17 protein-coding genes are annotated in these 24,799 nt (G+C 71.0%); 11 read left to right on the forward strand and 6 right to left on the reverse strand.

The window, feature by feature from the left end:
- Positions 1–136 precede the first annotated feature (136 nt).
- The 3 genes from ACZ4XD_RS19130 to ACZ4XD_RS19140 all read left to right on the forward strand — a co-directional run bounded on the left by ACZ4XD_RS19130 (position 137) and on the right by ACZ4XD_RS19140 (position 5,526).
- Complete coding sequence (locus ACZ4XD_RS19130) at positions 137–760, forward strand: GntR family transcriptional regulator (RefSeq protein WP_468043518.1); 624 nt, start codon at positions 137–139, stop codon at positions 758–760.
- A 263-nt stretch (positions 761–1,023) separates the two neighbouring features.
- Positions 1,024–3,696: a pyruvate dehydrogenase (acetyl-transferring), homodimeric type gene (gene aceE, locus ACZ4XD_RS19135; RefSeq protein ID WP_468043520.1), complete on the forward strand. Its 2,673-nt coding sequence runs from the start codon at positions 1,024–1,026 to the stop codon at positions 3,694–3,696.
- An 807-nt stretch (positions 3,697–4,503) separates the two neighbouring features.
- Entirely contained in the window at positions 4,504–5,526 is a 1,023-nt protein-coding gene (locus tag ACZ4XD_RS19140; protein WP_468043522.1) for a helix-turn-helix transcriptional regulator, read from the forward strand.
- 20 nt (positions 5,527–5,546) lie between these two features.
- Here ACZ4XD_RS19140 and ACZ4XD_RS19145 read toward each other — a convergent pair whose 3' ends face one another.
- Both ACZ4XD_RS19145 and ACZ4XD_RS19150 read right to left on the reverse strand, forming a co-directional pair.
- Positions 5,547–6,467 (reverse strand): SDR family oxidoreductase, encoded by a 921-nt coding sequence (locus ACZ4XD_RS19145; RefSeq protein WP_468043524.1) that lies wholly within the window; start codon positions 6,465–6,467, stop codon positions 5,547–5,549.
- Between the two features lie 114 nt (positions 6,468–6,581).
- Complete coding sequence (locus tag ACZ4XD_RS19150) at positions 6,582–8,483, reverse strand: hypothetical protein (RefSeq protein WP_468043526.1); 1,902 nt, start codon at positions 8,481–8,483, stop codon at positions 6,582–6,584.
- 242 nt (positions 8,484–8,725) lie between these two features.
- Here ACZ4XD_RS19150 and ACZ4XD_RS19155 point away from each other — a divergent pair, with 242 nt between their 5' ends.
- The 3 genes from ACZ4XD_RS19155 to ACZ4XD_RS19165 all read left to right on the forward strand — a co-directional run bounded on the left by ACZ4XD_RS19155 (position 8,726) and on the right by ACZ4XD_RS19165 (position 11,873).
- Positions 8,726–9,244 (forward strand): DUF4240 domain-containing protein, encoded by a 519-nt coding sequence (locus ACZ4XD_RS19155; protein ID WP_468043528.1) that lies wholly within the window; start codon positions 8,726–8,728, stop codon positions 9,242–9,244.
- 74 nt (positions 9,245–9,318) lie between these two features.
- Positions 9,319–10,209 carry a TIGR01777 family oxidoreductase gene (locus tag ACZ4XD_RS19160; protein WP_468043530.1) on the forward strand — a complete coding sequence of 297 codons (891 nt, stop codon included), beginning with the start codon at positions 9,319–9,321 and terminating at the stop codon, positions 10,207–10,209.
- Positions 10,210–10,457: 248 nt separating this feature from the next.
- Positions 10,458–11,873, forward strand: coding sequence for an FAD-dependent oxidoreductase (locus tag ACZ4XD_RS19165; protein ID WP_468043532.1), 1,416 nt, complete (start codon positions 10,458–10,460; stop codon positions 11,871–11,873).
- Between the two features lie 21 nt (positions 11,874–11,894).
- Here the strand turns inward: ACZ4XD_RS19165 and ACZ4XD_RS19170 are convergent, their stop codons facing one another.
- Entirely contained in the window at positions 11,895–13,355 is a 1,461-nt protein-coding gene (locus ACZ4XD_RS19170) for a regulator (RefSeq protein WP_468043534.1), read from the reverse strand.
- Between the two features lie 278 nt (positions 13,356–13,633).
- On the opposite strand from ACZ4XD_RS19170, the gene lipB reads away from it, so the two are divergent.
- The 4 genes from lipB to ACZ4XD_RS19190 all read left to right on the forward strand — a co-directional run bounded on the left by lipB (position 13,634) and on the right by ACZ4XD_RS19190 (position 16,706).
- Positions 13,634–14,449 (forward strand): lipoyl(octanoyl) transferase LipB, encoded by an 816-nt coding sequence (gene lipB / locus ACZ4XD_RS19175; RefSeq protein WP_468043536.1) that lies wholly within the window; start codon positions 13,634–13,636, stop codon positions 14,447–14,449.
- A gap of 142 nt (positions 14,450–14,591) precedes the next feature.
- A complete protein-coding gene (gene lipA, locus ACZ4XD_RS19180; protein ID WP_468043538.1) occupies positions 14,592–15,542 on the forward strand; it encodes a lipoyl synthase in 951 nt (316 codons plus the stop codon).
- 212 nt (positions 15,543–15,754) lie between these two features.
- Positions 15,755–15,985 (forward strand): SCO2195 family GlnR-regulated protein, encoded by a 231-nt coding sequence (locus ACZ4XD_RS19185; protein WP_468043540.1) that lies wholly within the window; start codon positions 15,755–15,757, stop codon positions 15,983–15,985.
- A gap of 10 nt (positions 15,986–15,995) precedes the next feature.
- The gene (locus ACZ4XD_RS19190; protein ID WP_468043541.1) at positions 15,996–16,706 is read left to right on the forward strand and encodes a DUF4191 domain-containing protein; all 711 of its coding nucleotides are present in this window, start codon (positions 15,996–15,998) and stop codon (positions 16,704–16,706) included.
- 128 nt (positions 16,707–16,834) lie between these two features.
- Here ACZ4XD_RS19190 and ACZ4XD_RS19195 read toward each other — a convergent pair whose 3' ends face one another.
- A complete protein-coding gene (locus ACZ4XD_RS19195) occupies positions 16,835–17,302 on the reverse strand; it encodes an RDD family protein (RefSeq protein WP_181018597.1) in 468 nt (155 codons plus the stop codon).
- A gap of 341 nt (positions 17,303–17,643) precedes the next feature.
- Here ACZ4XD_RS19195 and glnA point away from each other — a divergent pair, with 341 nt between their 5' ends.
- The gene (glnA, locus tag ACZ4XD_RS19200) at positions 17,644–19,053 is read left to right on the forward strand and encodes a type I glutamate--ammonia ligase (RefSeq protein WP_398835161.1); all 1,410 of its coding nucleotides are present in this window, start codon (positions 17,644–17,646) and stop codon (positions 19,051–19,053) included.
- A gap of 153 nt (positions 19,054–19,206) precedes the next feature.
- Here glnA and ACZ4XD_RS19205 read toward each other — a convergent pair whose 3' ends face one another.
- Positions 19,207–20,007, reverse strand: coding sequence for a hypothetical protein (locus tag ACZ4XD_RS19205; RefSeq protein ID WP_468043544.1), 801 nt, complete (start codon positions 20,005–20,007; stop codon positions 19,207–19,209).
- Positions 20,004–24,794: a DUF6531 domain-containing protein gene (locus tag ACZ4XD_RS19210; protein ID WP_468043546.1), complete on the reverse strand. Its 4,791-nt coding sequence runs from the start codon at positions 24,792–24,794 to the stop codon at positions 20,004–20,006. The genes ACZ4XD_RS19205 and ACZ4XD_RS19210 overlap by 4 nt, the downstream gene beginning before the upstream one ends.
- Positions 24,795–24,799 lie beyond the last annotated feature (5 nt).

Here is a 24,799-nt window from a genome sequence, read left to right on the forward strand (position 1 = left end):
ACGAGCCGGGGCCGGCCCTTTTGCGCACCCCGGGCCCGTGCCGGGGTGCGCGTCCACCTCGCGGCTTTTGACAGGCCCCCCGCGCGCCTCCCGGATAATGGCCCTCTGTCACCGCCCGCAACTTACGGAGCACCTCATGACCCCGCCGGTCGTCCATTCGCTGCGCGAGCAGATCCGCGAGCACATCCTGGAGGGGATCGTCAGCGGCCGCTGGCAGCCGGGTGAGCGGATCGTGGAGCGGCGGATCGCGGTGGAGCTGGAGGTCAGCCAGACGCCCGTACGGGAGGCGCTGCGCGAGCTGGAGTCGCTCCAGCTGATCGAGTCGGCGCCGAACAAGGGCGTGCGGGTACGGAATCTGACCGCCGACGACCTCAAGGAGAGCTACCCGGTGCGGGCCGGGCTGGAGCAGGTGGCCGCCGAGCTGGCCGCGGGGCGGCTGGCCGAGAACACCGCGGCGCTGGAGCGGGAGGTGGCGGCGCTGCGCGAGGCGGATCTGGCCGGTGACGGGGAGGCGCAGGTGCGGCACACCGTGGCCTTCCACCGGGAGATCGTGCGCGCGGCCGGCAACTCCGTACTGCTGCACACCTGGGAGTCGCTGGGCATCGAGGTCTGGACGACGCTGTCGATCCGCTGGTTCAGCCCGGAGCCGCGCTCGCACGCCCAGGACCACCAGGAGATCGTGGACGCGTTCCGGCGGCGTGATCCGAAGATCGGTGCCCTGCTCAAGTCGCATGTGTTGAGCTGCGCACCCCGGGTCTGAGGCGGCGCCGGGAGGGCGCGGAAACCCCCTCTCCGGGCTGGCACGCGGTGCCCGAAAACGCGGCACCCCGTGCCGACCTGCGGTTTTTCCTTCGTTGAGCGTTGATCGATCATCGATCAGAGGCGTATCGTCCTCCCTCGGGGCGCGACAACCCTGCCTGCCGAACTCGTAGGGGGTGTCGTCGAGGCCGCCGTCCACCCTGAGGACGCGGCCCGATCGCGACGGCACCCCCGAGCTATCTCCCGTCCGGAAAGGGGCCACCCATGCCCGATCCCGTGCGCCTGCCGTACAGCCAGCTCGACCAGCTCCCGGATCGCGACCCCGAGGAGACGACCGAGTGGCGCGAGTCGCTCGACGCCGTCACCAAGGCAGCGGGCCCGCATCGCGCCGCGTACCTCATGCGCCGTGCCCTTGAGCACACCGCGCGCACCGAGGGCACCGCCCTGCCGTCCCTCCTGGAGACGGACTACGTCAACACCATCCCGACCTCCGCCGAGCCCGACTTCCCGGGCGACGAGGCGATGGAGGCCCGGATCACCGCGTGGAACCGCTGGAACGCCGCCGCGATGGTCACCCGCGGCTCCGCGCTGGGCCTCGGCGGCCACATCGCCACCTTCGCCTCCGCCGCCTGGCTCTACGAGACCGGCTTCCAGCACTTCTTCCGCGGCAAGGAGGGCGACGGCAGCGGCGACCAGCTCTACATCCAGGGCCACGCCTCCCCCGGCGTCTACGCCCGCGCCTTCCTCGAAGGCCGCCTCACCGAGGACCACCTCGACCGCTTCCGCCAGGAGACCGGCGGCGAGGGCCTGCCCTCCTACCCGCACCCGCGGCGGCTGCCCTGGCTGTGGGAGTTCCCCACCGTCTCCATGGGCCTCGGCCCGCTCTCCGCGATCTACCAGGCGCGCTTCAACCGCTACCTGGAGCACCGCGGCATCAAGGACACCGCCAACTCCCACGTCTGGGCCTTCCTGGGCGACGGCGAGATGGACGAGCCCGAGTCGACCGCCGCCCTGGCGCTGGCCGGCCGCGAGGGCCTGGACAACCTGACCTTCGTCATCAACTGCAACCTGCAGCGCCTCGACGGTCCGGTCCGCCCCAACTTCAAGATCGTGCAGGAGCTGGAGGCCCAGTTCCGCGCGGCCGGCTGGAACGTCGTCAAGTCGCTGTGGGGCCGCGCCTGGGACGAGGTCTTCGCCCTCGACACCGACGGCGCCCTGATCCGGCGCCTGGGCGAGACCCCCGACGCGCAGTTCCAGACCTACGCCACCCGCGACGCCGCCTACCTGCGCGAGCACTTCTTCGGCGCCAACGAGTCCCTCAAGGCCCTCGCCGGCCGGCTGTCCGACGCCAAGCTGCTGGAGCTGTTCCAGACCTCCCGGGCCGGCCACGAGCCGCGCAAGGTCTACGCCGCCTACAAGGCCGCCGTCGAGCACCAGGGCGCGCCGACCGTCATCCTGGCGCAGACCGTCAAGGGCTACACCCTCGGCGCGGGCTTCGAGTCCCGCAACGCCAACCACCAGATGAAGAAGCTCACCATGGCGGAGTTCCGCACCATGCGTGACGTGCTTGAACTCCCCATCCCGGACAGCGCGCTGGAGGGCGACCAGGTCCCGTACTGGCGCCCCGCCGACGACTCCCCCGAGATGGTCTACCTGCGCGAACGGCGCGCCGCCCTCGACGGCCCGGCGCCCGCCCGCAAGGTCGTCGCCAAGCCGCTGCCGATGCCCGCCGACAAGAGCTTCGACGCGCTGAAGAAGGGCTCCGGCAGCCAGGAGATCGCCACCACCATGGCGTTCGTCCGGCTGATCAAGGACCTGATGCGGGACAAGGAGACCGGCAAGCGCTGGGTCCCCATCGTCCCCGACGAGGCCCGTACCTTCGGCATGGAGTCGCTCTTCCCGACGGCCGGCCTCTACTCCCCCAAGGGCGCGACGTACGACCCGGTCGACCGCGATCAGCTGCTCTGGTACAAGGAAGCCAAGGACGGCCAGATCCTCAACGAGGGCATCACCGAGGCCGGTTCGCTGGCCGACTTCACCGCCGCCGCGACCTCGTACGCGACGCACGGCGAGCCGATGATCCCCTTCTACATCTTCTACTCGATGTTCGGCTGGCAGCGCACCGCCGACCAGTTCTGGGCGCTGGCCGACCAGTTGGGCCGCGGCTTCGTCATCGGCGCGACCGCCGGCCGCACCACGATGACCGGCGAGGGCCTCCAGCACGCCGACGGCCACTCGCACCTGATCGCCTCCACCAACCCGGCGGCGCTCTCCTACGACCCGGCCTTCGCCTACGAGGTCGCGGTCATCGTCAAGGAGGGCCTGCGCCGGATGTACGGCCCGGACGCCGAGGACGTCTTCTACTACCTCACGGTCTACAACGAGACCAAGGTCCAGCCGGCCATGCCGGAGGGCGTCGAAGAGGGCATCCTCAAGGGCCTGTACCGCTTCAACGAGGGCACCCGGCCCGAGGCCGACAGCCCGCAGCTCCAGCTGCTCGCCTCCGGCACCGCCATCCACTGGGCCCTGGAAGCGCAGCAGCTGCTGGCCGCCGACTGGGGCGTGGCGGCGGACGTCTGGTCGGCCCCGTCCTGGACGGAGCTGCGCCGCGACGCCCTGGAGTGCGATGCCGCCCGTCTGGATGGCGAGGACCGCATCCCGTACGTCACCCGCGCGCTGGCCGGCGCCCCCGGCCCGGTCGTCGCGGTGAGCGACTGGATGCGCGCGGTTCCCGACCAGATCGCCCCCTGGGTCGAGCAGGACTGGACCTCCATCGGCACCGACGGCTTCGGCCTCTCGGACACCCGCGAGGCGGCCCGCCGCCACTTCGGCGTCGACCCCCAGTCGGTCGTCGTCCAGGCCCTGGCCGCCCTCGCCCGCCGCGGCGAGGTCAAGCCGGAGGCCGTCAAGGAGGCCAAGGAGCGTTACGGCCTCTGAGCCACGGGCCGCGCCGCGGCCTGCAGGGGCGCCGGCCGGCCGCCCCGCGCCCCCTCGGGGGCACACCGATCCCCCGTGCGGAGGCCACCTTCCCGCGCCCGGAGCCTCCGCACGGGATCCCACCACCGGCCCGGCCGGTCACGCCCTGACTACGGCCGGGCCGGGATTTCCTTGTGGCCGCTTGCGGGTTTGCCGTGGGCTGGGCGTCGTGCGCCTTCGGTTGGTGGGTGGTGGGTCGGAGGGGACGCCCGGTAACCCGTCCTCGGCGCGGGCGACGCGGGTCCCACAGGTTCATCACCCCGTCGTTCGCTCCGGGTCCTGCGGGCGGCTCACCGGACATCCCCTCCGACCTCCGTCCATGCGCGACTGACCCGCCATACCGATGACCGTTACGGGACACGTACGGCCTCCCCTTGGCAGGGAAATGGCCGACCTCGCAGCCTGGGCGCGGCCGAGTCGTGGCCGTGACGCGCGGTGCCACCGTCCGGCAGACGGCAACGCTGGACGGTCGGAGGGGATGTACCGGGGCCCGCCCGCAGGACCGGAGCAAACACCGGGGCAATCAAACGCACGCAGCCGCGTCGCCCGCGCCGAGGACGGGTCCCGGTGCGTCCCCTCCGGCCCCCGCGGCACCCACGCAACCCGCAACGGCGCCAGCCGCAAAGGCGCAAGCCACCACGGCACCGCACCAAACCACGCACGGCGCCCAAACAGGGGCGCGGGGAACTGCGCGCCCAGCCACAACGAACCCGCAGACAAAGACGCACGTCAACGGCCACTGTCAGTGGCCCCCGGCATCATGGCCCCATGCGCGCAGCCCGGCTGATCAAGATGGTGTTGCTCCTCCAGGCACGGCCGTCGATGACGGCGGCCGAACTGGCGCGGGAGCTGGAGGTATCGGAGCGGACGGTCGCCCGCGACGTCCTCTCGCTGTCCGAGGCGGGCGTGCCCGTCTACGCGGACCGCGGCCGCGCGGGCGGCTACCGCCTCATCGGCGGCTACCGCACCCGCCTCACCGGCCTCGGCCGCAGCGAGGCGGAGGCGCTCTTCCTGTCCGGAGTGCCGTCCGCACTACGTGAGATGGGGCTCGCGGACGCCGCGTCCGCGGCCCGGCTGAAGGTCTCCGCCGCCCTGCTGCCCGAGCTGCGGGATGCCGCGACGGGCGTCGCCCAGCGCTTCCATCTCGACGCCCCCGCCTGGTATCAGGAGCCCGAGACTCCCGCCCTGCTGCCCGAGATCGCCGACGCGGTCTGGGACGACCGCAGGATCACCGCCCGCTACCTCCGCAAGGACACCGAGGTGGAGCGGGAGTTGGAGCCGTACGGCCTCGTGCTGAAGGCGGGGGTCTGGTATCTGGCGGCACGTACGCAGGGGGACTACCGCGTCTACCGGGTCGACCGGTTCACCGCCGTGGCGGTCGCGGAGCACGACAGCGCCTCCGGGGCCGAGGACGCCGGGACCGAGGCCGCCCGCGAACGGTTCACCCGCGACGGGACCTTCGACCTCCCGGCGTTCTGGGCAGAGCGGGCATCGCAGTTCACCCGGTCAATCCTCCGGGAGGAGATCGTGCTGCGGCTCTCCGCAAGCGGCATCCGCCGGCTGCCGTACGTCACCGAACGCACCGCGGCCCGCGAGGCGATCGCCCGGGCGCAGTCCGAGGGCGGCCCCGACGCACAGGGCCGGCTGACCGTCACCCTCGCCGTGGAGTCCGCCGACGTCGCCTACGCCCAGCTGCTGGCGCTGGGCCCGGAGGGCGAAATACTCGCGCCCCCCGAGCTCCGTGCCCGCTTCGCCACGGCCGCCCACCGAACCGCCGCGCTGTACACATGACCGCGCGCCCCCTCGGGGGACTAGCGATAGTCCGCCGCGCTCCCCTCCTTGGCCCCGAAGACGACCTCCTCGAAGTACCCGAACCCGTCAGGCCGGGACCCGTCCGTGTCCGTGAAGTCGTACTCCTTCGCCAGCTGTCCGCTGGAGAGCGACTGCCCGCTCCAGCGTGCTTTGTCGGGGTCGGCGGCCAGCGCCCGCAGCCCGCGGGCGATCAGGGCCGGCGACTCGGCGATGGCGAAGTGCGGTTCCTGCGCCACCGCGTCGCGCCAGGTCTCCTCCGTCACCCCGAAGTGGTCCAGCATCTCCTCGGACCGCAGGAAGCCGGGGGTGAGCGAGACCGCCGTGCCGCCGTGTTCCCTGAGCTCGGCGGCGAGGCCGAAGGCGATGCGGTGCGGGGCGTTCTTGGTGAGGTCGAAGCAGAGGTTTTCGCGGTAGCGGCGGTTGAAGGTGGCGGTGCCGTCGGTGATTTCGACGACCAGGCCGCCGGGCCGCCGGATCAGCAGCGGCAGGGCGTAATGGCTGGTGATGATGTGGCTGTCGATGCCGAGCCGGAACATCCGCAGCCCGTTCTCCAGATCGATGTCCCACAGCCTGGTGTCGAACTCGATCAGCCGGTCGCCGCCCCAGAGGCTGTTGACCAGCACGTCCAGCCGGCCCTGCTCCCGGTCGATGCGCTCGGTCAGCGCCTTGACCTGGGCGGGATCCAGATGGTCGGTCGGTACGGCGATGCCGGTGCCGCCCGCCGCGGTCACCAGCTCCGCGGTCTGCTCGATCGTCTCCGTGGGCCGGCCGACCTCGCTCGTCCGCTCCCGGGTGGTCCGGCCGGTCACATAGACCAGGGCGCCGGCCCGGCCCAGCTCCACCGCCATGGCCCGGCCCGCGCCCCGGGTCGCCCCGGCGACCAGGGCCACCCGTCCCGCCAGTTCCTTCTGTCCGGTCACGTACGCCACTCCTCGCTGTCAGGTGCCTTCTCGTGCTGCACGGCGACCCTGACAGCGATACCCGACACCTTCTGTCCGGATTCCGCGGGCAGTGCCCGGCAATCCGTCCACCGGTTACGGATGCGGCGCCCGTACGCTCCCTCCGGCCCGCAGCCGCCCGGTGACCTCCGCCGGGGCGTCCGGCCCGGCCGGTGTGGCGAGGGTGTTCTCCTCGGCGGTGGCGCGGACGCCGCCCGTGGCGTCCAGTCCGCCGACCCCCGGGCTGCCGGCCGCGAGCAGGTACCACTTCCCGGACTTCGCCTGCCAGTGGAGGTCCCCGACCACCTGGGGCCCGAAGCGGCTGCAGGCAGCGGTGTTCCCGGCCCGTCCGGCGATCCGCCCGGGGTCGGCCGGGTGCGCGGCGGGCGGCAGGAACCGCAGCGTCACGCTGCCGGGCCCGCGCCAGGTGTCGGCGCGGGTGCACACCCAGGCCGCGCTGCCGCCGTCCTCCGGCAGCTGCTGCCGGGCGAACTCCCAGGTGTTGACGGACCGTACGCCGGCGCCCCGCAGCGACCCGAGCGAGCAGGCCGTACGGGCCCAGTTCCGCAGCGCGGGCGCACCGGTCGCCCCGGTCGGCACCCCGGCCGCGCCAGGGGACGGCGGGGGCCCGGAGGCGAGGTGGGCGGGGACGAGGTCGTCGAGGTCGGCGACCAGGAAGGCGGTGTCGGGGCCGGCTGCCACGATCCGTGTCGAGGGCCGCAACTGGGCCACCGGCCAGCGCCCGCAGCCGGCCCCCGTCGCGGGCGGCAGCGGGATGCGGTCGGTGACACCGTCGGGGGCGACATGCAGCCCGTGCGGCGGGGCGGCCGGGGTCAGCAGATCCCGGGTGGTGATCTCCGAGATCCACGGCGCGAGCAGATAGCGCATCCAGCCGTTGCCGCGCCCGATCACCAGCGCCGCACCGGTCGTCAGGTCCGCGGCGTCGACCCGGGCGAAGTGCAGGGTGGGCGTGGCGTCTTCGGGCTCGGCGTAGCGGACCAGGCGCTCCCCGTCGTGCAGGACCACCACCATGACGTTGTCGATCAGTCCGGCGTACAGCAGCTGCGGAGGATGGTCGGGCGGCCGGGTGGAGGTGTCCGCGGCCGCCCTGATCCGGGTGTCGGGGGGCGGCGCCGCCCAGACCCGCAGCGCCCGTGCCAGCAGCTTGCGGTCGCCGGCCTGCCGGCCGCGGACGGGCCAGGCGGTGAAGTCGATCCGGGCGGTGTCCGCCCACCGCTCGTTGGGGGTGCGCAGCAGCCGGTCCGGGTCCAGCGCCTGCTGCGCGGCGGACTGGGCCGGTCGGTCCGCCGTGCCGGGCCAGGCCCCGGCCACCGCCGCACCGATCGCGAGTACGACCGCCACCGCGGCCACCACCCGCACCCGCTGCCGGCGGCGCAGCAGATCCGTCGGCCGGGTCTGCACCATGCACGGGTCGAACTCCCCCGAGCCCAGCAGGGCCGCCGCACCGGCCCCGGTCTCCAGGTCCAGCTGCGCGGCCGCCCGCTGCGCCGCGTCCGGTTCCCCGGCCCCGGCCCGCGCCAGCACCGCGCGCGCGGCGTCCTCGTCCAGACCTTCCAGATGCCACAGCCCGAGGGCGGCCCGTACCGCTGCCGGGACGGCGGACAGCGCCTGGTCCAGGGCGAGTTCATCGGCGCCGCCGGCCCGCGGGAACAGTCGCAGCCCCCAGACCAGGGGCAGCGCCGGCAGTACCCGGCCCGGCTGTCCCTCGTACGCCAGCGCCAGCCGCAGGGCCCGTTGGCGGACCAGGTCGTAGCCGGACTCGGGGGCCGGGCCGCGCTGCGCCGGCAGCCCGCCGTCCGGGCGGCGCAGCCGGGTCCGGGGCAGGGCGCGCTGGACCAGACCGTGTGCGGTCAGGACCCGGCGGTGGCGGCCCATCGACGGGGGCAGTACGAGGTAGGTGAGGCGGACGAGCCGTGGATAGTGCTCGACGATGGCCGCCTCGGCCCGTTCGACATCGGCCCGGGTGCGTTCGTCCATGGGCATGGCCTGGAACAGCCCTTCGCGAAATGAGGGATATGCGGTCGTTGTCCGTTGCACGCCTTCCAACGAGTGATTCTTGGGACGGTCACAAGACGGATCACCGACCGGGGTGCGCGAGCCGCGGTCCGAACACCCCGTCACCCTGCCGGGCAGCGCGTCATCATTCCGGATAACGACCCCGTCGCATCCGGGGGACTCCGCATGCGACGGGCGCCGGCAGGGCAGATGCTGGAGCGGTGATGGACGAGACGGAGTTCTGGGAGCTGATCGACGCCTCCCGCGAGGCCGCCGAGGGCGATCCCGAGGAGCAGGCCGACGCACTGGTCGAGCGGTTGCTCGCGCTCGACCCGGACGCGGTCGTGGACTTCGCCCGCCACTTCGAGGCCCGCTACAACCGGGCGTACTCCTGGGATCTGTGGGCCGCCGCCTCGGTGATGCTGGGCGGCGCCAGCGATGACGCCTTCGACTACTTCCGCTGCTGGCTGATCGGCCAGGGCCGGGAGGTCTTCGAGGGCGGGCTGCACGACCCGGACCAGCTCGCCGAACTGGTGGACGACTTCGACGAGTCGGTGGACGGGGACGCCGAGGAGCTGGGCTACGCGGCCGACGAGGCGTACGAGCAGATGACCGGCGGGGTGATGCCGGACCTGGAGCTGCCCCCGCCGCCCCGCGAACCGCTCGGCGCCTACCTCGACTTCGACGACGAGCGGGCCATGGCGGAGCGCTTCCCCACCCTCTGGGACCGCTTCCGGCCATAGCGCCTTCCGGGCCGGGAGGCGCGATCCGGCCCCGGGTGCCGCCACCGGCCCGCCACTGCGGGCAGTATGGCTCCATGCGGATCGCGATCACCGGCTCGACCGGACTCATCGGCACGGCGCTCGTACGGTCCCTGCGCACGGATGGCCATGACGTCGTCCGGCTCGTACGGCGGGCGCCCACGGCCGCCGACGAGGTGCGCTGGGACCCCGGACGCCAGGAGATCGACACCGCCGGGCTGGCCGGCTGCGAGGCGGTGGTCCATCTGGCCGGCGCCGGCGTCGGTGACCACCGCTGGACGGCCGCCTACAAGCAGGAGATCCGCGACAGCCGGGTGCTGGGCACCCGCACCCTCGCGACGGCTCTCGCCGCCATGGACACCCCGCCGCGGGTCCTCGTGTGCGGCAGCGCCATCGGCTACTACGGCGACACCGGCGACCGGCGCACGGACGAGAGCGCGCCGGCCGGCCACGGTTTCCTGCCGGAGGTCTGTGTGGCCTGGGAGGACGCCGCGAAACCGGCCCAGGACGCGGGGATCCGCACCGTCTTCGCGCGCACCGGTCTGGTCGTGGCGCGCGCGGGCGGCGCCTGGGGCCGGCTCTTCCCGGTCTTCCGGCTCGGCCTGGGCGGGCGGCTCGGCGACGGCAGCCAGTACTGGAGCTTCATCTCCCTGGAGGACCACATCGCGGCGCTCCGCCATCTCCTCGACACCGAGGACCTGGCCGGACCGGTCAACCTCACGGCCCCGGAACCGGTCACCAACCGCGAGGTCACCGCCGTGATGGGCAAGGTGCTGAACCGGCCCACGCTCTTCCCCGTCCCGGCGCCGGTGCTGCGGATCGCCCTCGGTGAGTTCGCCGGTGACGTCCTGGGCAGCCAGCGGGTCATCCCGCGGCGACTGCTGGACTCCGGGTTCACTTTCCGCCACCCCCACATCATGGAAGCGGTCCGGGCGGCCGCCGCGTAGGGCCCGTCTTTCGGTCCTGGCCAGACCCTCCCGGCTGCCGCGCAGGGCTCGTCTTTCCTTCCTGGCCAGGCCCCTCCCAGCCGCCCCGGCGGGCCCGGCCGAGGGCGCTCCGGCGCGCCCCGGCTGCCCCTGACACCCGGGCAGCGGCCTCCCCGGTGCCACCTCACACCCACGACTCGGCATCTCTCGCAGCTGTACCGGGCATGACACTCGGTGCCGCCATTTGGGACCGACCTCGGGAGGGGCAAGTGCTGCGCACCGCATCGGCCGTGGACGTCGTCATCGTGGGAGCCGGCCCGGCCGGTCTCGCCGCCGCCCGCCATCTGACCGGCGTAGGGGTGTCGGTCACCGTTCTGGAGGCCGCGCCACGGATCGGCGGCCGGTCCGTCACCGACCATCTCGACGGCTTCCGGCTGGACCGCTGCGGCCGGCCGCTGGCCGTCTCCGCCGCCGAGCTGCGCCGTACGCCGGGGCTCGGCGAGTTGACCCTGCGTCCGTTCGCCCCCGGTCTGACCCTCCACAACGGCCAGCGGGCGCAGCGCATCAGCGCCCCCCGGAGCACGCGAGGCGCCCTTGCCGCGGCACGTGCCCTCTCCCGCGCCGACCGCCGTACGGAGCGCCGGACGGAGCGTCAGGCGGGCCGCCAGACAGGCCGCCAGGTGGGCCGCCTCACCGACCGGCGGACCGCCCAGGACACGGACCGCCGTACGGACTGGAGCAGCGACCGGGCCGCTGTCACCGCCGTCACTCCCCCCGTCTCCGCCACCCACGCCCCGCCCGCCGACCGGCCGGTCCGCGACGTCCTGGCGGGCCGACCCGCCTTCCCGCCACGTACCCATGACGCGCTGCTGCGGCCCCTGCTGGGCGCGCTGCTGTGCGATCCGCAGCTGGGCGGCTCCAGCCGGGGTGCCGCGGCGGCGCTGCGCGCCTACGCGGAGGGCCGGTTGTGGCTGCCGGCCGGCGGCGCCGCGGCCGTCCCCGAACTGCTCGCCGCCGCGCTGCCACCCGGCACGGTCCGTACGTCCGTGCAGGTCACCGCCGTCTCCACCACCGGCGTCAGCACCGCGGAGCACGGCCATATCCCATGCCGGGCGGTGCTGGTGGCGACCGGCGCACGGGAGGCGGCCGAGCTGCTGCCGGGACTGCGGGTGCCCGCCTTCCACCCGGTGACCGTCCTGCACCACTCCGCGGCGGTGGCCCCCGGCAGCCGCGGCGCGGCGGCGCGTGACACGACGCTGATCCTGCCGACGGACGGCCCGGTCGCGTACACCTACGCCGCCGGAGCGATCGACCCGTCCCGTACGCCGCCGGGCCGGTCCCTGATCACCACGGCCGTGCTCGGCGCCGCGGCGGCGCTGCCGCTGTCCCTCCTTGAGCGGACGGTCCGGCCCCACCTCGACCGGATCTACGGCGCGCACACCGAGGACCGGCAGCTGCTGACCGCCCATCACACCCCGTACGCCGTGCCCGCGATGCCCGCCCCCTACGACCCGGAGCGCACGGTGCGGGTGCTCGCCGGGCTCTATGTGTGCGGCGACCACCGCGACACCAGCACGCTCCAGGGCGCCCTGAACTCGGGACGGCGCGCGGCCCGCGCCGTCCTCCAGGACTTCGGCCTGCCCGGCCTCACGACGGAACCGGACACCCTGCCCACGGCGGCCTGACCCCCGGGGGCCGGGCCCGGCTCACCCCAGCGCCGCCACCCGCTCCTGGTACCCCCGGACCGCCGCCGCGTCCCGGTACGGCTCCAGGCGGCGCTCGAACTCCCGGACGTACTCATGGGCCCGTACGGACCGCATCTCGGAGGCCTGGAGCGCCGCCTCGGCACCCAGCGTGCAGGCCTGCTCCAGCTCGCCCAGGCCCAGCCGCGCGGTCGCCAGCACCACCCGGCAGAAGAGCCGGCTGCGGGCGAACCCGGCCGCCCGCAGCTGGAGGGAGCGTTCGGCGTGCTGGGAGGCCGCGCGGTACTGCTGGAGATCGCGGTGGCAGTGCGCCAGTTCGTCGGCGAGCTGTGCCTCGTCGAAGAAGCGCGCCCAGTACGGGGTGTCGTCGCCGGGGCGGACGGTCTCCAGCGCCCGCTCGGCACGGGCCAGCGCCGCGGTGCAGGCCCGGACCTCGCCCAGCACCCCGTGGCCGCGGGCCTCCGCTGAGTGCAGCAGCGCCTGCACCGTGGGCGGTGCGCTGCTGCCGATGCCCTGCTGGGCGACGCGCGCCAGCTGGACGGCCTCCCTGCCGTGCCCGAGATAGACGGCCTGCCGGCTCATCGTCACCAGGACGTAGGACCCGTACGCCCGGTCGCCGGCGGCCTGGGCCAGCCGCAGGGCCTGGACGAAGTACCGCTGCGCCAGCCCGTGGGCCGCGATGTCGTACGAGGTCCAGCCCGCCAGCCGGGTCAGATCGGCGGCGGCGGCGAACAGCCGGCGGCCGGTGGCCTCGCCGTAGGTGCCGCGCAGCATCGGCTCGGCCTCGTGCTCCAGATAGCGCACCAGGGCCTGCCGGGCGTGGCCGCCGCCGTAGGCGTGGTCCAGCGCCCGGAACAGTTCGCCCACCGAGCGCAGCGCCGCGATGTCGCCGGAGGTGACCCGGGAGCCCTGGGTGCGGTCGACCCGGTCGTTGCGGCGCTGGCGCGGCACCGTGGCGGGGCGGCCGCCCTGTGCGGGCACCCGGCCCGCGCCCTCGGGGGTGGGCTCGCCGCGGGCGACGCGCTCGTCGGCCCGGCCGATCAGCCAGTCCCGGCTGGGCACCACGAGCCCGGCGGGGGTGAAGGCGATCTTGCGGAGCTCGGCATGGCTGCCGGAGTCCTTGCGCCACAGGCCGCTGACGATGTCCACCGCCTCGCTGGGGGTCGCGGCGAACTCCAGCCCGGCGTAGACCGGCGCACAGGCGTCCAGGCCGAGGTCCTGGGCGGACAGCCGGCGCCCCAGCCGGCGGGTGAACACCTCCGCGATCAGTGCGGGGGTGGTGCCTCTGGGCTGCTGGCCGCGCAGCCAGCGGGTCACCGACGTCTTGTCGTAACGGAGGTCGAGGCCGTGCTCGATGCCCAGCTGATCGACGCGTCTGGCCAGCCCGGCATTGGAGAATCCGGCCTCGGCGATGAGCGCGGCCAGCTGGCGGTTGGGCGTGTGGTGCGGGGGTCGTTCCGTCATCAGCTTTACCGGTCTCCTGCCTTCCGGGCCGCACTGCCGGGTTCGGCGGACCCTGTCCGGCATGCTCAGCGCCCTTGTGGAACGGCGTGAATGTAACGGCCTTCGGCGGCCCGATCCTGGCCTGTGACCCGCGTTCATCCGATCGTGTGAGCAGGGACGTCCCGGCCGCGACCCCCGGCCGCCTGCGGGGACCGGAGCCGGCGGCCGTACAGTGGCATGGGCGCGAAGTGGCATCAACGTTGCAGCAAAGTGCAACGAAGGTTCGAAGAGGAGCTGCCGTGACTGCGATCTCTCGGGGGGAGACCCCCGTACCCGAGGGGCTGCGCTTTGTGCATCTGGGCTTCGGCGCCGACGCCGTGGAGTACGAATCCGCCTGGCAGGAGCAGCGCCGGGTGCATGCCGCCCGGTTCGCCGACGAGGTACCCGACACCTGTCTGCTGCTGGAACACCAGGCCGTCTACACCGCGGGGCGGCGGACGTCCGACGACGAGCGGCCGCTGGACGGGACCCCGGTCGTCGACGTGGACCGCGGCGGGAAGATCACCTGGCACGGGCCCGGCCAGCTGGTGGGCTACCCCATCCAGAAGCTGCCGCGTCCGGTTGACGTCGTGGCCCATGTCCGCCGCCTCGAAGACGCGCTGATCCGGGTCTGCGCCGAGTTCGGCGTCGAGGGCACCCGGGTCGAGGGCCGCAGCGGTGTGTGGGTGCTGGGCGACCCGGTCGAGGAGCGGGCGGCCCTGGGCGGGCTGAACCTCGACTTCGACCCGCGGCTCACGGACGAGCTGTTCGACCCGCGGCTGAACGGTCCGGAGTACGCGCCGTCCAACGCCGGCCAGCGCCGTGAGGACCGCAAGCTCGCCGCGATCGGCATCCGCGTCGCCAAGGGCGTCACGATGCACGGTTTCGCGCTGAACGTGAACCCGGACAACACCTCGTTCGACAAGATCGTGCCGTGCGGCATCCGGGACGCGGGCGTCGCCTCGCTGGCCAACGAGCTCGGCCGCGAGATCACCATCGCCGAGGTGCTGCCGGTGGCCGAGAAGCATCTGCGGGACGTCCTGGAGGGCGCCGAACTGCTGCCCCGCGCGGTCTGAGCAGCAAGGGCGCCGGTCATGCGTCCCGGAGACCGCAGGGAATGCACCCCCGCCATACGGGGTTGCACCGCACGTAAAGACGTGCGAATCAACGGGCGTACCCTGGTGTACGCCGAAGAAACGAAGTCGTAGGGAGCCGGTCGTGTCCGCAGTCGCACCCGACGGACGCAAGATGTTGCGCCTGGAGGTCCGGAACAGCCAGACCCCCATCGAGCGCAAGCCCGAGTGGATCAAGACCCGGGCGAAGATGGGTCCCGAGTACAACCACCTCCAGGGCCTGGTCAAGAGCGAGGGTCTGCACACGGTCTGCCAGGAGGCGGGCTGTCCCAACATCTTCGAATGCTGGGAGGACCGCGAGGCGACCTTCCTCATCGGTGGTGACCAGTGCACCCGCCGCTGTGACTTCTGCCAGATCGACACCGGCAAGCCGCAGGAGCTGGACCGCGACGAGCCCCGCAGGGTCGCCGAGTCCGTGCAGACCATGGGCCTGAAGTACGCCACGATCACCGGCGTCGCGCGCGACGACCTGGAGGACGGCGGCGCCTGGCTCTACGCCGAGACCGTCCGGCAGATCCACGCCTCGATGCCCGACACCGGCGTCGAGCTGCTGATCCCCGACTTCAACGCGGTCCCCGAGCAGCTCGCCGAGGTCTTCTCCTCCCGCCCGGAGGTGCTGGCCCACAACGTCGAGACGGTCCCGCGGATCTTCAAGCGGATCCGCCCCGGCTTCCGCTACGAGCGCTCGCTGGAGGTCATCTCCAAGTCCCGCGAGGCCGGTCTGGTCACCAAGTCGAACCTCATCCTGGGCATGGGCGAGGAGCGCGAGGAGATCAGCCAGGCGCTTCAGGACCTGTACGACGCGGGCTGCGAGCTGATCACGATCACCCAGTACCTGCGCCCGTCCGTGCGCCACCACCCCATCGAGCGCTGGGTCAAGCCCGCCGAGTTCGTGGAGCTCAAGGAAGAGGCCGAGGAGATCGGCTACGCGGGTGTCATGTCCGGCCCGCTGGTCCGCTCCTCCTACCGCGCCGGCCGCCTTTACCAGCAGGCCATGGAGCGGCGCGCGGCAGCGACGGCCAGTCAGGCGGTTTGACGCTCTCGGCGCGCCTTCTTGTGAAACGTGGCACATGCTGAGGACGCGGCCCGCACTCCCCCAGGACGGGGGGCGTGGGGGCCGCGTCAACGTTTCATTGGTGTTTGACCGGCAGGTCATCCGTTGGTAACACCTTTCGGTGACGATGGATGCACGCACCGCTCCCGCACCTACCCCTGCTTCTCCGAACAGATCAGAGGGAGTCACCCACCATGCAGGCCGCGCCGCTCCGCGCCACCACCGCCCCCGCCCCCGCCCTCCCGCTCCCCTCGGTCACCGGCGCCCTGCGTGCCGTCGAGGCCGTGCTGATGCGTGGCGGCCAGCGCACCGCCCGTCGTAACGCCTGGACGTCGGTCCTGGAGGACCGCCGCCGCGCCAAGGACCGCCACGAGGCCGAGTACGTACTGGAGGCCGCGGCGACCCGCCGTCCCCAGGCCACGTAAACTTCGCTGTATGGCGAGGAAGGCAAACTCAGACGGCGCTGCCGGCGCTGAGAACACCGGGCGGCTGAAGCAGATCGCCCTGACCTACAAGATGACCCGTCGGGTCGACTCCAAGGTCGGTCTAGTCGTCGCTGGTGTAGGCATCGTCGTATTCGGCGTTCTCCTTGCCATCGGCTTCGCGATCGGCCACCCCATCTACGCGGGGATCCTGGGCTTCGTCCTGGCCTTCCTCGCGATGGCGATCGTCTTCGGGCGGCGCGCCGAGCGAGCTGCCTTCGGGCAGATGGAGGGCCAGCCCGGTGCGGCGGCCGCCGTGCTGGAGAACGTCGGCCGCGGCTGGACGGTCACCCCCGCGGTGGCCATGAACCGCAGCCAGGACGTGGTCCACCGCGCCGTCGGCAAGGCCGGCATCGTGCTGGTCGGCGAGGGCAACCCGAACCGGCTCCGCGGCCTGCTGGCCGCCGAGAAGAAGCGGATGGCGCGCACCGTCGCCGACGCCCCCGTCCACGACATCATCGTGGGCGACGACGAGGGCCAGGTGCCGCTGAAGAAGCTCCGTACGACGCTGCTGAAGCTGCCGCGCGTGCTCCCCGGCGCCCAGGTGACGGCCGTCAACGACCGGCTCAAGGCGCTGGGCGACCTGATGAGCAACATGCCGGTCCCGAAGGGCCCCATGCCGAAGGGCATGCGGATGCCCAGGGGCGGCGGCAAGATGCGCTGACCGCCTGCCGGACCTCCATCCGACCGCACGACGACGCCCCGGACTTTTGGGTCCGGGGCGTTTCGTATGAGGTGGGGGTGCCTGGGGCGCGGGCTGCCGTCAAAACCGGCCCCGTGACTCCCGGAGCGTCACAGACGGACCTGTACGGCGCGTGTGAGGCGATCGTGCAGGCCCCGGCCGTCCCGGTCCCACACCACCGCCGGGATGACCGCCACGAGCAGCACCGTGCGCAGCACGACCCGGGGCAGCGAGATCCGGCCACCGTCCTCGGAGATCACCCGCAGGCCCAGCAGCCGCTTGCCCGGCGTGAAGCCGACCGTGCCGACCGTCAGCACGCTGAGCACCGCGAAGACCACCAGCGCCCAGTTGCTCGCCGCCTGCGCCTTACCGCCGCTGAGCAGGCCGTATGCGATGAGCAGGCACAGCGCCCAGTCGATGAAGAGCGCGGCGAAGCGCCGCCCGGGGCGGGCGATCGAGCCCGGCCCCTCCTCCGGCAGCCCCAGCTGCTGCCCGCGGTATCCGAACTCGACACCCATGTCCTCGGCTGCCGCGCGGGGCCCGGAGATCCACGATCCGATTGCTCGCCTGTTGTCCACCCGACCACGGTACTGCGACCGCATACGTTCCCTTCGCGGAGGGCCGGTCACGGTGCGGGGACGGCGGGCCGGGCCGACCGGGCGCGACGGGCGGCCCGGTAAGGGGCAGGACGGCCCGCCGGGCCGCCGGCCGGGGTGGCGGCAGCAGCTGCCCGGAACATCCCTCTTTGGCGCACACTGGGAGGTAAGGGCGGCCGCCGCCGGTTAACCTCGGCGAAACAAATGGGTCATGCTTGGGAAATCCCGCCTGCCTATGGTCGGGCATCGCGCCACCGCACAGGGTCGCGTTCCGAGTAGCAATCCCGCGTCCGCCGACCGGTGACCGGGCTAGGAGGAGTTGGATGTTCCAGAACGGCGACGAGGCCAAGAAGTTCATCGCGGACGAAGACGTGAAGTTCATCGACGTCAGGTTCTGCGACCTGCCCGGTGTGATGCAGCACTTCACGATCCCGGCGAAGGCGTTCGACCCGGCCGAGGAACTCGCCTTCGACGGCTCCTCGATCCGCGGCTTCCAGGCCATCCACGAGTCCGACATGGCGCTGCGCGCGGACCTGTCGACGGCACGTGTGGACCCGTTCCGCCGCGACAAGACCGTCAACATCAACTTCTTCATCCACGACCCGATCACGGGCGAGCAGTACAGCCGTGACCCGCGCAACATCGCCAAGAAGGCCGAGGCCTACCTCGCCTCCACCGGCATCGCGGACACCGCGTTCTTCGGTCCCGAGGCCGAGTTCTACGTCTTCGACAACGTCCGCTTCGAGACGAAGTCGAACGAGTCCTTCTACCACATCGACTCCGAGGCGGGTGCCTGGAACACCGGCTCGGAGGAGAACAACCGCGGCTACAAGGTCCGGTACAAGGGCGGCTACTTCCCGGCCCCGCCGGTCGACCACTTCGCCGACCTGCGTGCCGAGATCTCCCTGGAGCTGGAGGCGGCCGGCCTGGAGGTCGAGCGTCAGCACCACGAGGTCGGCACGGCCGGCCAGGCGGAGATCAACTACAAGTTCAACACGCTGCTCGCCGCCGCCGACGACCTGATGCTCTTCAAGTACATCGTGAAGAACGTCGCCTGGCGCAACGGCAAGACCGCGACCTTCATGCCCAAGCCGATCTTCGGTGACAACGGCTCCGGCATGCACGTCCACCAGTCCCTGTGGCAGGGTGGCGCGCCCCTCTTCTACGACGAGCAGGGCTACGCGGGCCTCTCGGACACCGCCCGCTACTACATCGGCGGCATCCTCAAGCACGCCCCGTCGCTGCTGGCCTTCACCAACCCGACGGTGAACTCCTACCACCGCCTGGTCCCCGGCTTCGAGGCCCCGGTCAACCTGGTCTACTCCCAGCGCAACCGCTCCGCGGCCATGCGTATCCCGATCACGGGCTCGAACCCCAAGGCCAAGCGCGTCGAGTTCCGCGCCCCGGACCCGTCCTCGAACCCGTACCTCGCCTTCTCCGCCCTCCTCCTCGCGGGCCTGGACGGCGTCAAGAACAAGATCGAGCCGGCCGAGCCGATCGACAAGGACCTCTACGAGCTCGCCCCCGAGGAGCACGCGGGCGTCCCCCAGGTCCCGACCTCCCTCCCGGCCGTCCTCGACGCCCTTGAGGCCGACAACGAGTACCTCCAGCAGGGCGGCGTCTTCACCTCCGACCTGATCGAAACCTGGATCGACTACAAGCGCACCAACGAAATCGCCCCGATCCAGCTGCGTCCGCACCCGCATGAGTTTGAGCTTTACTACGACATCTAGAAAGTAAAGCTCGAACTGGGCAGCCACCGGAAAAGCGTCAGAGCGGTTGCCTCCACCACCCGGGTGGAGGCAACCGCTCGTCGTCTGTCTCGGCCCTTCTGTTGGTTACCGACTGTCTCTTGCCGAACCTGGACCGTCAGCGCGGCACGGACGCTATCCCACGTCGCGGGCTGGCTCGGGCTCGAATGCCATGAGCGTCAGGCCTGTGACGTGGATGACTGCGTTCCACTCGTCCTGGGTCAAGTCCGGGAATTCCTCCAGTACGCAGCTGGGGACAGGACAGCCACCAGCGCTCAGCACTACCTTCGCGAGGGCCAGCCCCGAGCGGCTGAGGCACAAGCGCGGCCCTTGCCGGGGCCCCTCGGTGTGCAGCACTGCGATGCGCTGAGCGGCGTCCTTGTTGTCGGGCGTGTCCGACGCAAAGTTCAGGAGCGCGGTGCGCAATTGCGCAGTGAGTTCGTCCTGGTGCAGGTCAGCGCGTTCCGAAATGGCAGCCAGCGCCTGGCAGAACTGCTCTCTCGCTACCGACCGCGGCGGCCTCGGGGTGACCTGCGGATGTTGGCCGGCAACGTCGCCTACAGGCTCGGGCTCCGATTGAAGCCCCATGAAGATGAGCTTGGAGACCAGCAGTACGGCCTCCCACTCCTCCTGGCTCAGAGTCGGGAAACTCTTCTGCACCTGGGGCGGAAGGTCGCTCTGATCTGCGTACAGGAGCACGTCCGACAGCTCTACGTCATAGTCCGCAAGCCGAAGACCGAGGCTTCGTCCCCAAGGGCGGTCCTCAGCACCAACGGTGACCAGTTCGACGCGCGATCGCTCGCCCAGCGCCTGCGAAGCCAGTTCGCGCAGCGCGGTGGTGACCGCCGCACTGAGGCCGGCCTCGTTGACGTCACCCCTTTCGCCGACACACAGCAGGGCCTGACGCAGCCTTCCGCGCGGCGATGACGGATTCATCGTCTCCTCCTACGGCCGCCGCCTGAGTCGAGGGGCTGGACGGTCGTCTTCTCCACGTACTTATTGAACTCATCGATCTTGTCTGCCGGTACCGCATAGCGACCTGGCTCATTGGTCGGCTTGATCTCGTACTGTTTCAACCAGGCCAACACCTCTGGCTTGCAGTGGAACTCCATTTTGTGCGTGTAATTCTTGCTCTTGCCCAGCGTGCCGGGGTTGACCTTGCCGGTCTGGGCGATCCACTTTGGCTGCCGTTCGTGGCCGGGCCTCGGGACAAGACCCCCGTTCGGCTTCACTGCGGCGCTCGCCTTCGCTTCCGCCTCGCTGCCGTAGCGTTCGATGATGACCGGGCACTTCTTCTTCGCCAAGCCGAGTGGGTCGATCTCGGCGAAGGGATTGTCGACGTAGCCGTGTGGGTCGGGGGCGGGCCCGAGGCCGAGCGGATCGGGGCTGAGATATCGGGCGGTGAGTGAGTCGTAATAGCGGAACAGGTTGTAGTGCAGGCCGCTCTCACGGTCGTGGTACTGACCTGGGAAGCCGAGGCTGCATTCCACCACAGCCTCGCGGTGATCAGCGGGATGCGGTGTTCCCCACAGCGTGGACCTGGAATGCCAGGCAATCGCACCGTCTTCATCGACAAGTTCCGTGGGTGTGCCGACCAGGTCAGTGATGATGGAGTAGAACCGCTCGTCGAATTCCTCCTGCGTCGGCTCGGATACGCCGGCGGTTCGGTCCACTTGGGTCAGGACGCGGTAGCCGACCGGGTCCCACTCCCAGCTGGTGACCTGGACACCAGCCGGCCCTGCACTGCTGCGCAGCTCCTCGGCAAGAACGGTGCCGTCCCAGGTGAACGTGGTCTGCTCCACCACTGTGGTGGCGTCGCCGCCCATCCGCTGCTTGGCTATGCGGCGGCCGAGGGGGTCGTAGTGATAGCGCCAGAGGGTGCCGTCCGGGAGTGTGACCGTGGTGAGGCGGTCGTCTGCGTCCCAGGAATAGTGCCAGCTGCGGGTGCCGCCGGAGAGCAGCCTGCGGCATTGCTTGACGACCCGTCCCTGGCCGTCGTACTCGTAGCTGGTGCGGCCTGCCTGGCGGAGCAGAGTGCCGTCGTACGACCTCGTCCCCGCGGTGTCGTTCGAGCTTGCCTGCCCGGCGGTCTGGCCTCCCGTGTAGGCCAGGTTGCCCGCAGTGTCATAGGCATAGGTCTCGGACCAGTTGTGCCCCGAGACGCTGGTGACCCGCCCCACCGGATCCAGATCGAAGGCTCGCGTCCCCAGCATGGTGTCCGTGAAACCGAGCAGCTGATCGTCCGGGCGGTAGGCGAAGGTGCGGTGTCGTAGCGCAGTCTCAGATATGTCGGCACCATGCGGGGCCGACATACCCGAGAGGGTCTGGGCCGTCATACGGTTGGCCGGATCCCAGGTCTGGGAGAGGACCGCCGCACCGAGATTGCGGCGGATCTCCCGACCGGCGAGGTCGTGACCGAACCTGACCTCTCGCCCCGCGCTGACCAGCGTTGCCGGCCGACCGGCCGCATCGTAGGTCCACCGGCTCTCCACACCGCTGGGGGTACGGCGCAGGGTGCGCCGCCCCAGGTCGTCGTAGCCGAACTCGATGACCGCCAAATCCTGTTGCTCTGTCAGCAAATGACCCGCTGGGTCGTATGTGAAAGCCAGGTCCGTGGCGCCGTTCGCCGCGTACAGCAGACGGCCTTCGGCGTCGTAGTGGAATCGCGCTCCGCCGGCCTGCGTGGCTTCGCGGACAACACGGTCAAGCAGATCGCGGGTGTAGCGCACGGTCTGGCCGGCACCGTTGGTCCGCGACGTCAGCCGGCCGGCCACATCGTGGGTGTAGCTGATGTGTCGTCCGTTGAAGTCGGTCTCCTGCACGACCCGGCCCAGCGAGTCGTAGGTGTAGCGCCACAGTTGTCCCTGAGGGTTGGTGACGGCGATGAGTCGCAGCTCAGCGTCGTAGGCGAAGGTGAACCTGGCACCGTCAGGGCCGGTACGGACGGAGACTCGGTCAAAATACGTGTATTGGAAGGACGTGGTTCCGCCGGCCGCATCGACGTGTTGGAGCAGGTTCTCCTCGGCGTCGTAGGACCACCGCTCGGTGTGACCGTCGGGCCGAACGCACCAGGCCGGCTGGCCTTCCACCGTCCAGCCGAACGCCGTCACCGCGCCCATCGGATCGGTCACCAGCCGAGGTCGGCCGAAGGCGTCCCGCTCGCATCTGCTCACGGCTCCCAGAGGGTCGGTGACGGTTACCGGCAGTCCGGCGGCGTTGGTGGTGAGCCGGGTGGTCTGACCGATTGCGTCGGTGACGGCTGTGAGACGACCGAAAGAGCCGTACTCATAACTGGTGGTGGCTCCGACGGGATCGGTGATCTGCAGCAGGTTTCCGCAATCGTCGTACGCGTACTGCCAGCCCGCACCGTCCGCACCGGCCATGAGCAAGGGCTGGTGGAGCTCGTTGTAGACAGCGGTCATCCGCGAGCCATCGGGGCGGGTGACCGCGGTGGCGTTGCCCGCCGCGTCGTACTCCATCGTGACCGCACGGCCCAGCGGGTCCGTACGCCGCAGCAATCGGCGGTACCGGTCCCATTCGAAGGTGGTGACCGCGCCCGAGGGATCCGTCTCCCTTGTCGTCTGACCACGCTCGTTGAGCTGGTAGACGGTGACCTGTCCCAGTGCATCGGTCACCCGGGTGCAGCGCGCCTCGTCGTCGTACGCGAAGACGGCATCGAGGAATCCACCCTCGCCGCGGGTCTCGACACAGCGTCCAGCCGTGTCGTAGAGGTAGTCGTAACGATGCCGATTGCGGTCGGTCCAGGAGGTGATCCGGCCGTCCTGGTCATACGTGAAGCACATCGGTACACCGGACGAGTTGGTGACCTCGGTGAGATTCCCGTTGTCGTCATAGGCGAATGCAGTCAGCAGCAGTCCCACCGCGGAGTCGCCCTCGGCCTCCGCGCTACCGGTTGGCTCGGCGGCCAGTGCCACCGCGTCCGAACTCCTCGCGCCCAGCAGGCGCAGCCCGGTTATCCGTGGCCCCGCGGTCTCGACTCGGATCCGGTATCCGCCGCTGTGCCAGACCTCGCTGGGGGTGCCGTCGTCGGAGTAGTCGATGTCGATCTGATTCCCGTGCCGGTCGGTGATGGCCGTCAGCGGGAGCTGTGAGGCGCTCAACCCTCGCAGCTCACCTGTAACGTTGGCCGGCTTGGCAAAGTGCCAGGAGCGTCCCTCCTGCGGGTCGCTGATGCGGAGTCCACCGGGCGTTTCCGGATCCCTACTGAGCGGCCATCGGGGACCCTCGACGGGGAGGACCGGCTCATCGAGCCCGGGGACTGGGTAGACCAAGATCATGCCGTCCTCAGCAGCGAAGACGACACCTTCGTCATCGACTTCGAGGCGCTGGTCGAGGGTCGAGGACCACGACGGGCCGAACCACCCACCGCAGCGGTAGGAGGACACATGAGTTCGCGCGAGCAGTAGCGGCAGAACAGCTGGCAGGCTGACGTCCTCTTGAGCCAGGACCATCTCACCCGAGGCGATGTCGATCGGATCGCTTCGACAGTTGCGGTCGTCCGCTGGGGTGCTGGTCTTGTCCGGTTCTGCTGCCCCGTTCCGCAGGGGCGATTTCGGTGCGCCCCTTCCCGGATTCTTGCCGCCGGCGCGGCTACCCGTCCCGCCGGTGCCACCCCCCGGCGCCTTGGGGTCCTTCTTGTCGCCCTTGCCGATGCCTGTGAAGTGGTCGGCCAGCTTACGGTCGTTGTCCTGATGGTTCTTGGCCATCTGCTTCACACCACGGGTCATGTTGTCGTCGAGGTGCTTGGCGGTCTTCTTGACGCCGTCCTCGATGCCGTCGATGACCTTGTCCAACATCGCGTTAGCCGCGTCAGCGATGGCGTCCTTGCCACGCGTACGCCCGTGGTGACTTCTGGCCCGGCCGATCTTGCCGCCGGCCTTGTTGCGGAAGGTGCCACCGGCACTCTGCAGGCCCGTCACCACGCGGTCGTGCTCATCCGGGTCGAAACTGAACCCTCCCCCGGCGCCTCCGCCGCCTCCGCCCCCACTGCCGCCGCCGGCACTGAGGAGTTCCATCGGGTTGGCCGCGGCCGACTTCGCGGAGTCCTTGGCGTCCTGCACGCCCTGATGGAAGCCGTCCTTGCCGGCCTTCGCGGTCTGCCCCAGGTCCACTCCGTCCTTGGCCCCGAGGGCGTTGGCACCGATCTGGACGACCAGGTCGCCGACCATTGCGCCCAGGGCCTCCTCGACGGGCGTCAGGGCGATGCTGATGACCTGTTCAGCGACCTGCTGGCACACCTCCTTGAAGAGGCGCTTGACGATTACCCGGGTCGCCTGGGTCGCGGCCAGCGCACCGACTTCGGAAAGACCCAGCGTGAACGGTGCCGCCGCCTGCGCGGCGATCACTTCTGCGGCGAGAATACCCAGCTGGACAATCGCGCCGATCTTCGCGCCCTCGATGAGGACCGCCACACCATCCATGGCAGTGGCCGCCATGCGGCCGCACTCCCCCAGATTCTTGAGGTGAGTGCCATTGATCTTGCTCCAGTGAGCGTCGAGCGCATCGACAGCCGACGAGCCACCCGCTGACCCCACCAACCCCTGGATGGCCGTGTGGGCTTCGTTGGCACCGTGGTCGATGTCATCGGCGAACTCCCGCATGGCATCGGCCATGTCCCGGTAGTCGTCCTCGTCGACGTTCGGCCATGAGACACCGATGATGTCGAGTACTTCGTCCGCCCAGCCAGGCAGCACCACACCCACGTAAG

The sequence above is a fragment of the Streptomyces sp. NPDC029466 genome (assembly GCF_055574515.1).

Bases quoted from the DNA above. Each gene is read 5' to 3' on its own strand.
- glnA (WP_398835161.1), top strand. From the start codon at position 17,644: ATGTTCCAGAACGGCGACGAGGCCAAGAAGTTCATCGCGGACGAAGAC.
- ACZ4XD_RS19160 (WP_468043530.1), top strand. From the start codon at position 9,319: ATGCGGATCGCGATCACCGGCTCGACCGGACTCATCGGCACGGCGCTC.
- aceE (WP_468043520.1), top strand. From the start codon at position 1,024: ATGCCCGATCCCGTGCGCCTGCCGTACAGCCAGCTCGACCAGCTCCCG.
- ACZ4XD_RS19130 (WP_468043518.1), top strand. From the start codon at position 137: ATGACCCCGCCGGTCGTCCATTCGCTGCGCGAGCAGATCCGCGAGCAC.
- ACZ4XD_RS19185 (WP_468043540.1), top strand. From the start codon at position 15,755: ATGCAGGCCGCGCCGCTCCGCGCCACCACCGCCCCCGCCCCCGCCCTC.
- ACZ4XD_RS19155 (WP_468043528.1), top strand. From the start codon at position 8,726: ATGGACGAGACGGAGTTCTGGGAGCTGATCGACGCCTCCCGCGAGGCC.
- ACZ4XD_RS19170 (WP_468043534.1), bottom strand. From the start codon at position 13,355: ATGACGGAACGACCCCCGCACCACACGCCCAACCGCCAGCTGGCCGCG.
- ACZ4XD_RS19205 (WP_468043544.1), bottom strand. From the start codon at position 20,007: ATGAATCCGTCATCGCCGCGCGGAAGGCTGCGTCAGGCCCTGCTGTGT.
- ACZ4XD_RS19150 (WP_468043526.1), bottom strand. From the start codon at position 8,483: ATGGACGAACGCACCCGGGCCGATGTCGAACGGGCCGAGGCGGCCATC.
- ACZ4XD_RS19190 (WP_468043541.1), top strand. From the start codon at position 15,996: ATGGCGAGGAAGGCAAACTCAGACGGCGCTGCCGGCGCTGAGAACACC.
- ACZ4XD_RS19140 (WP_468043522.1), top strand. From the start codon at position 4,504: ATGCGCGCAGCCCGGCTGATCAAGATGGTGTTGCTCCTCCAGGCACGG.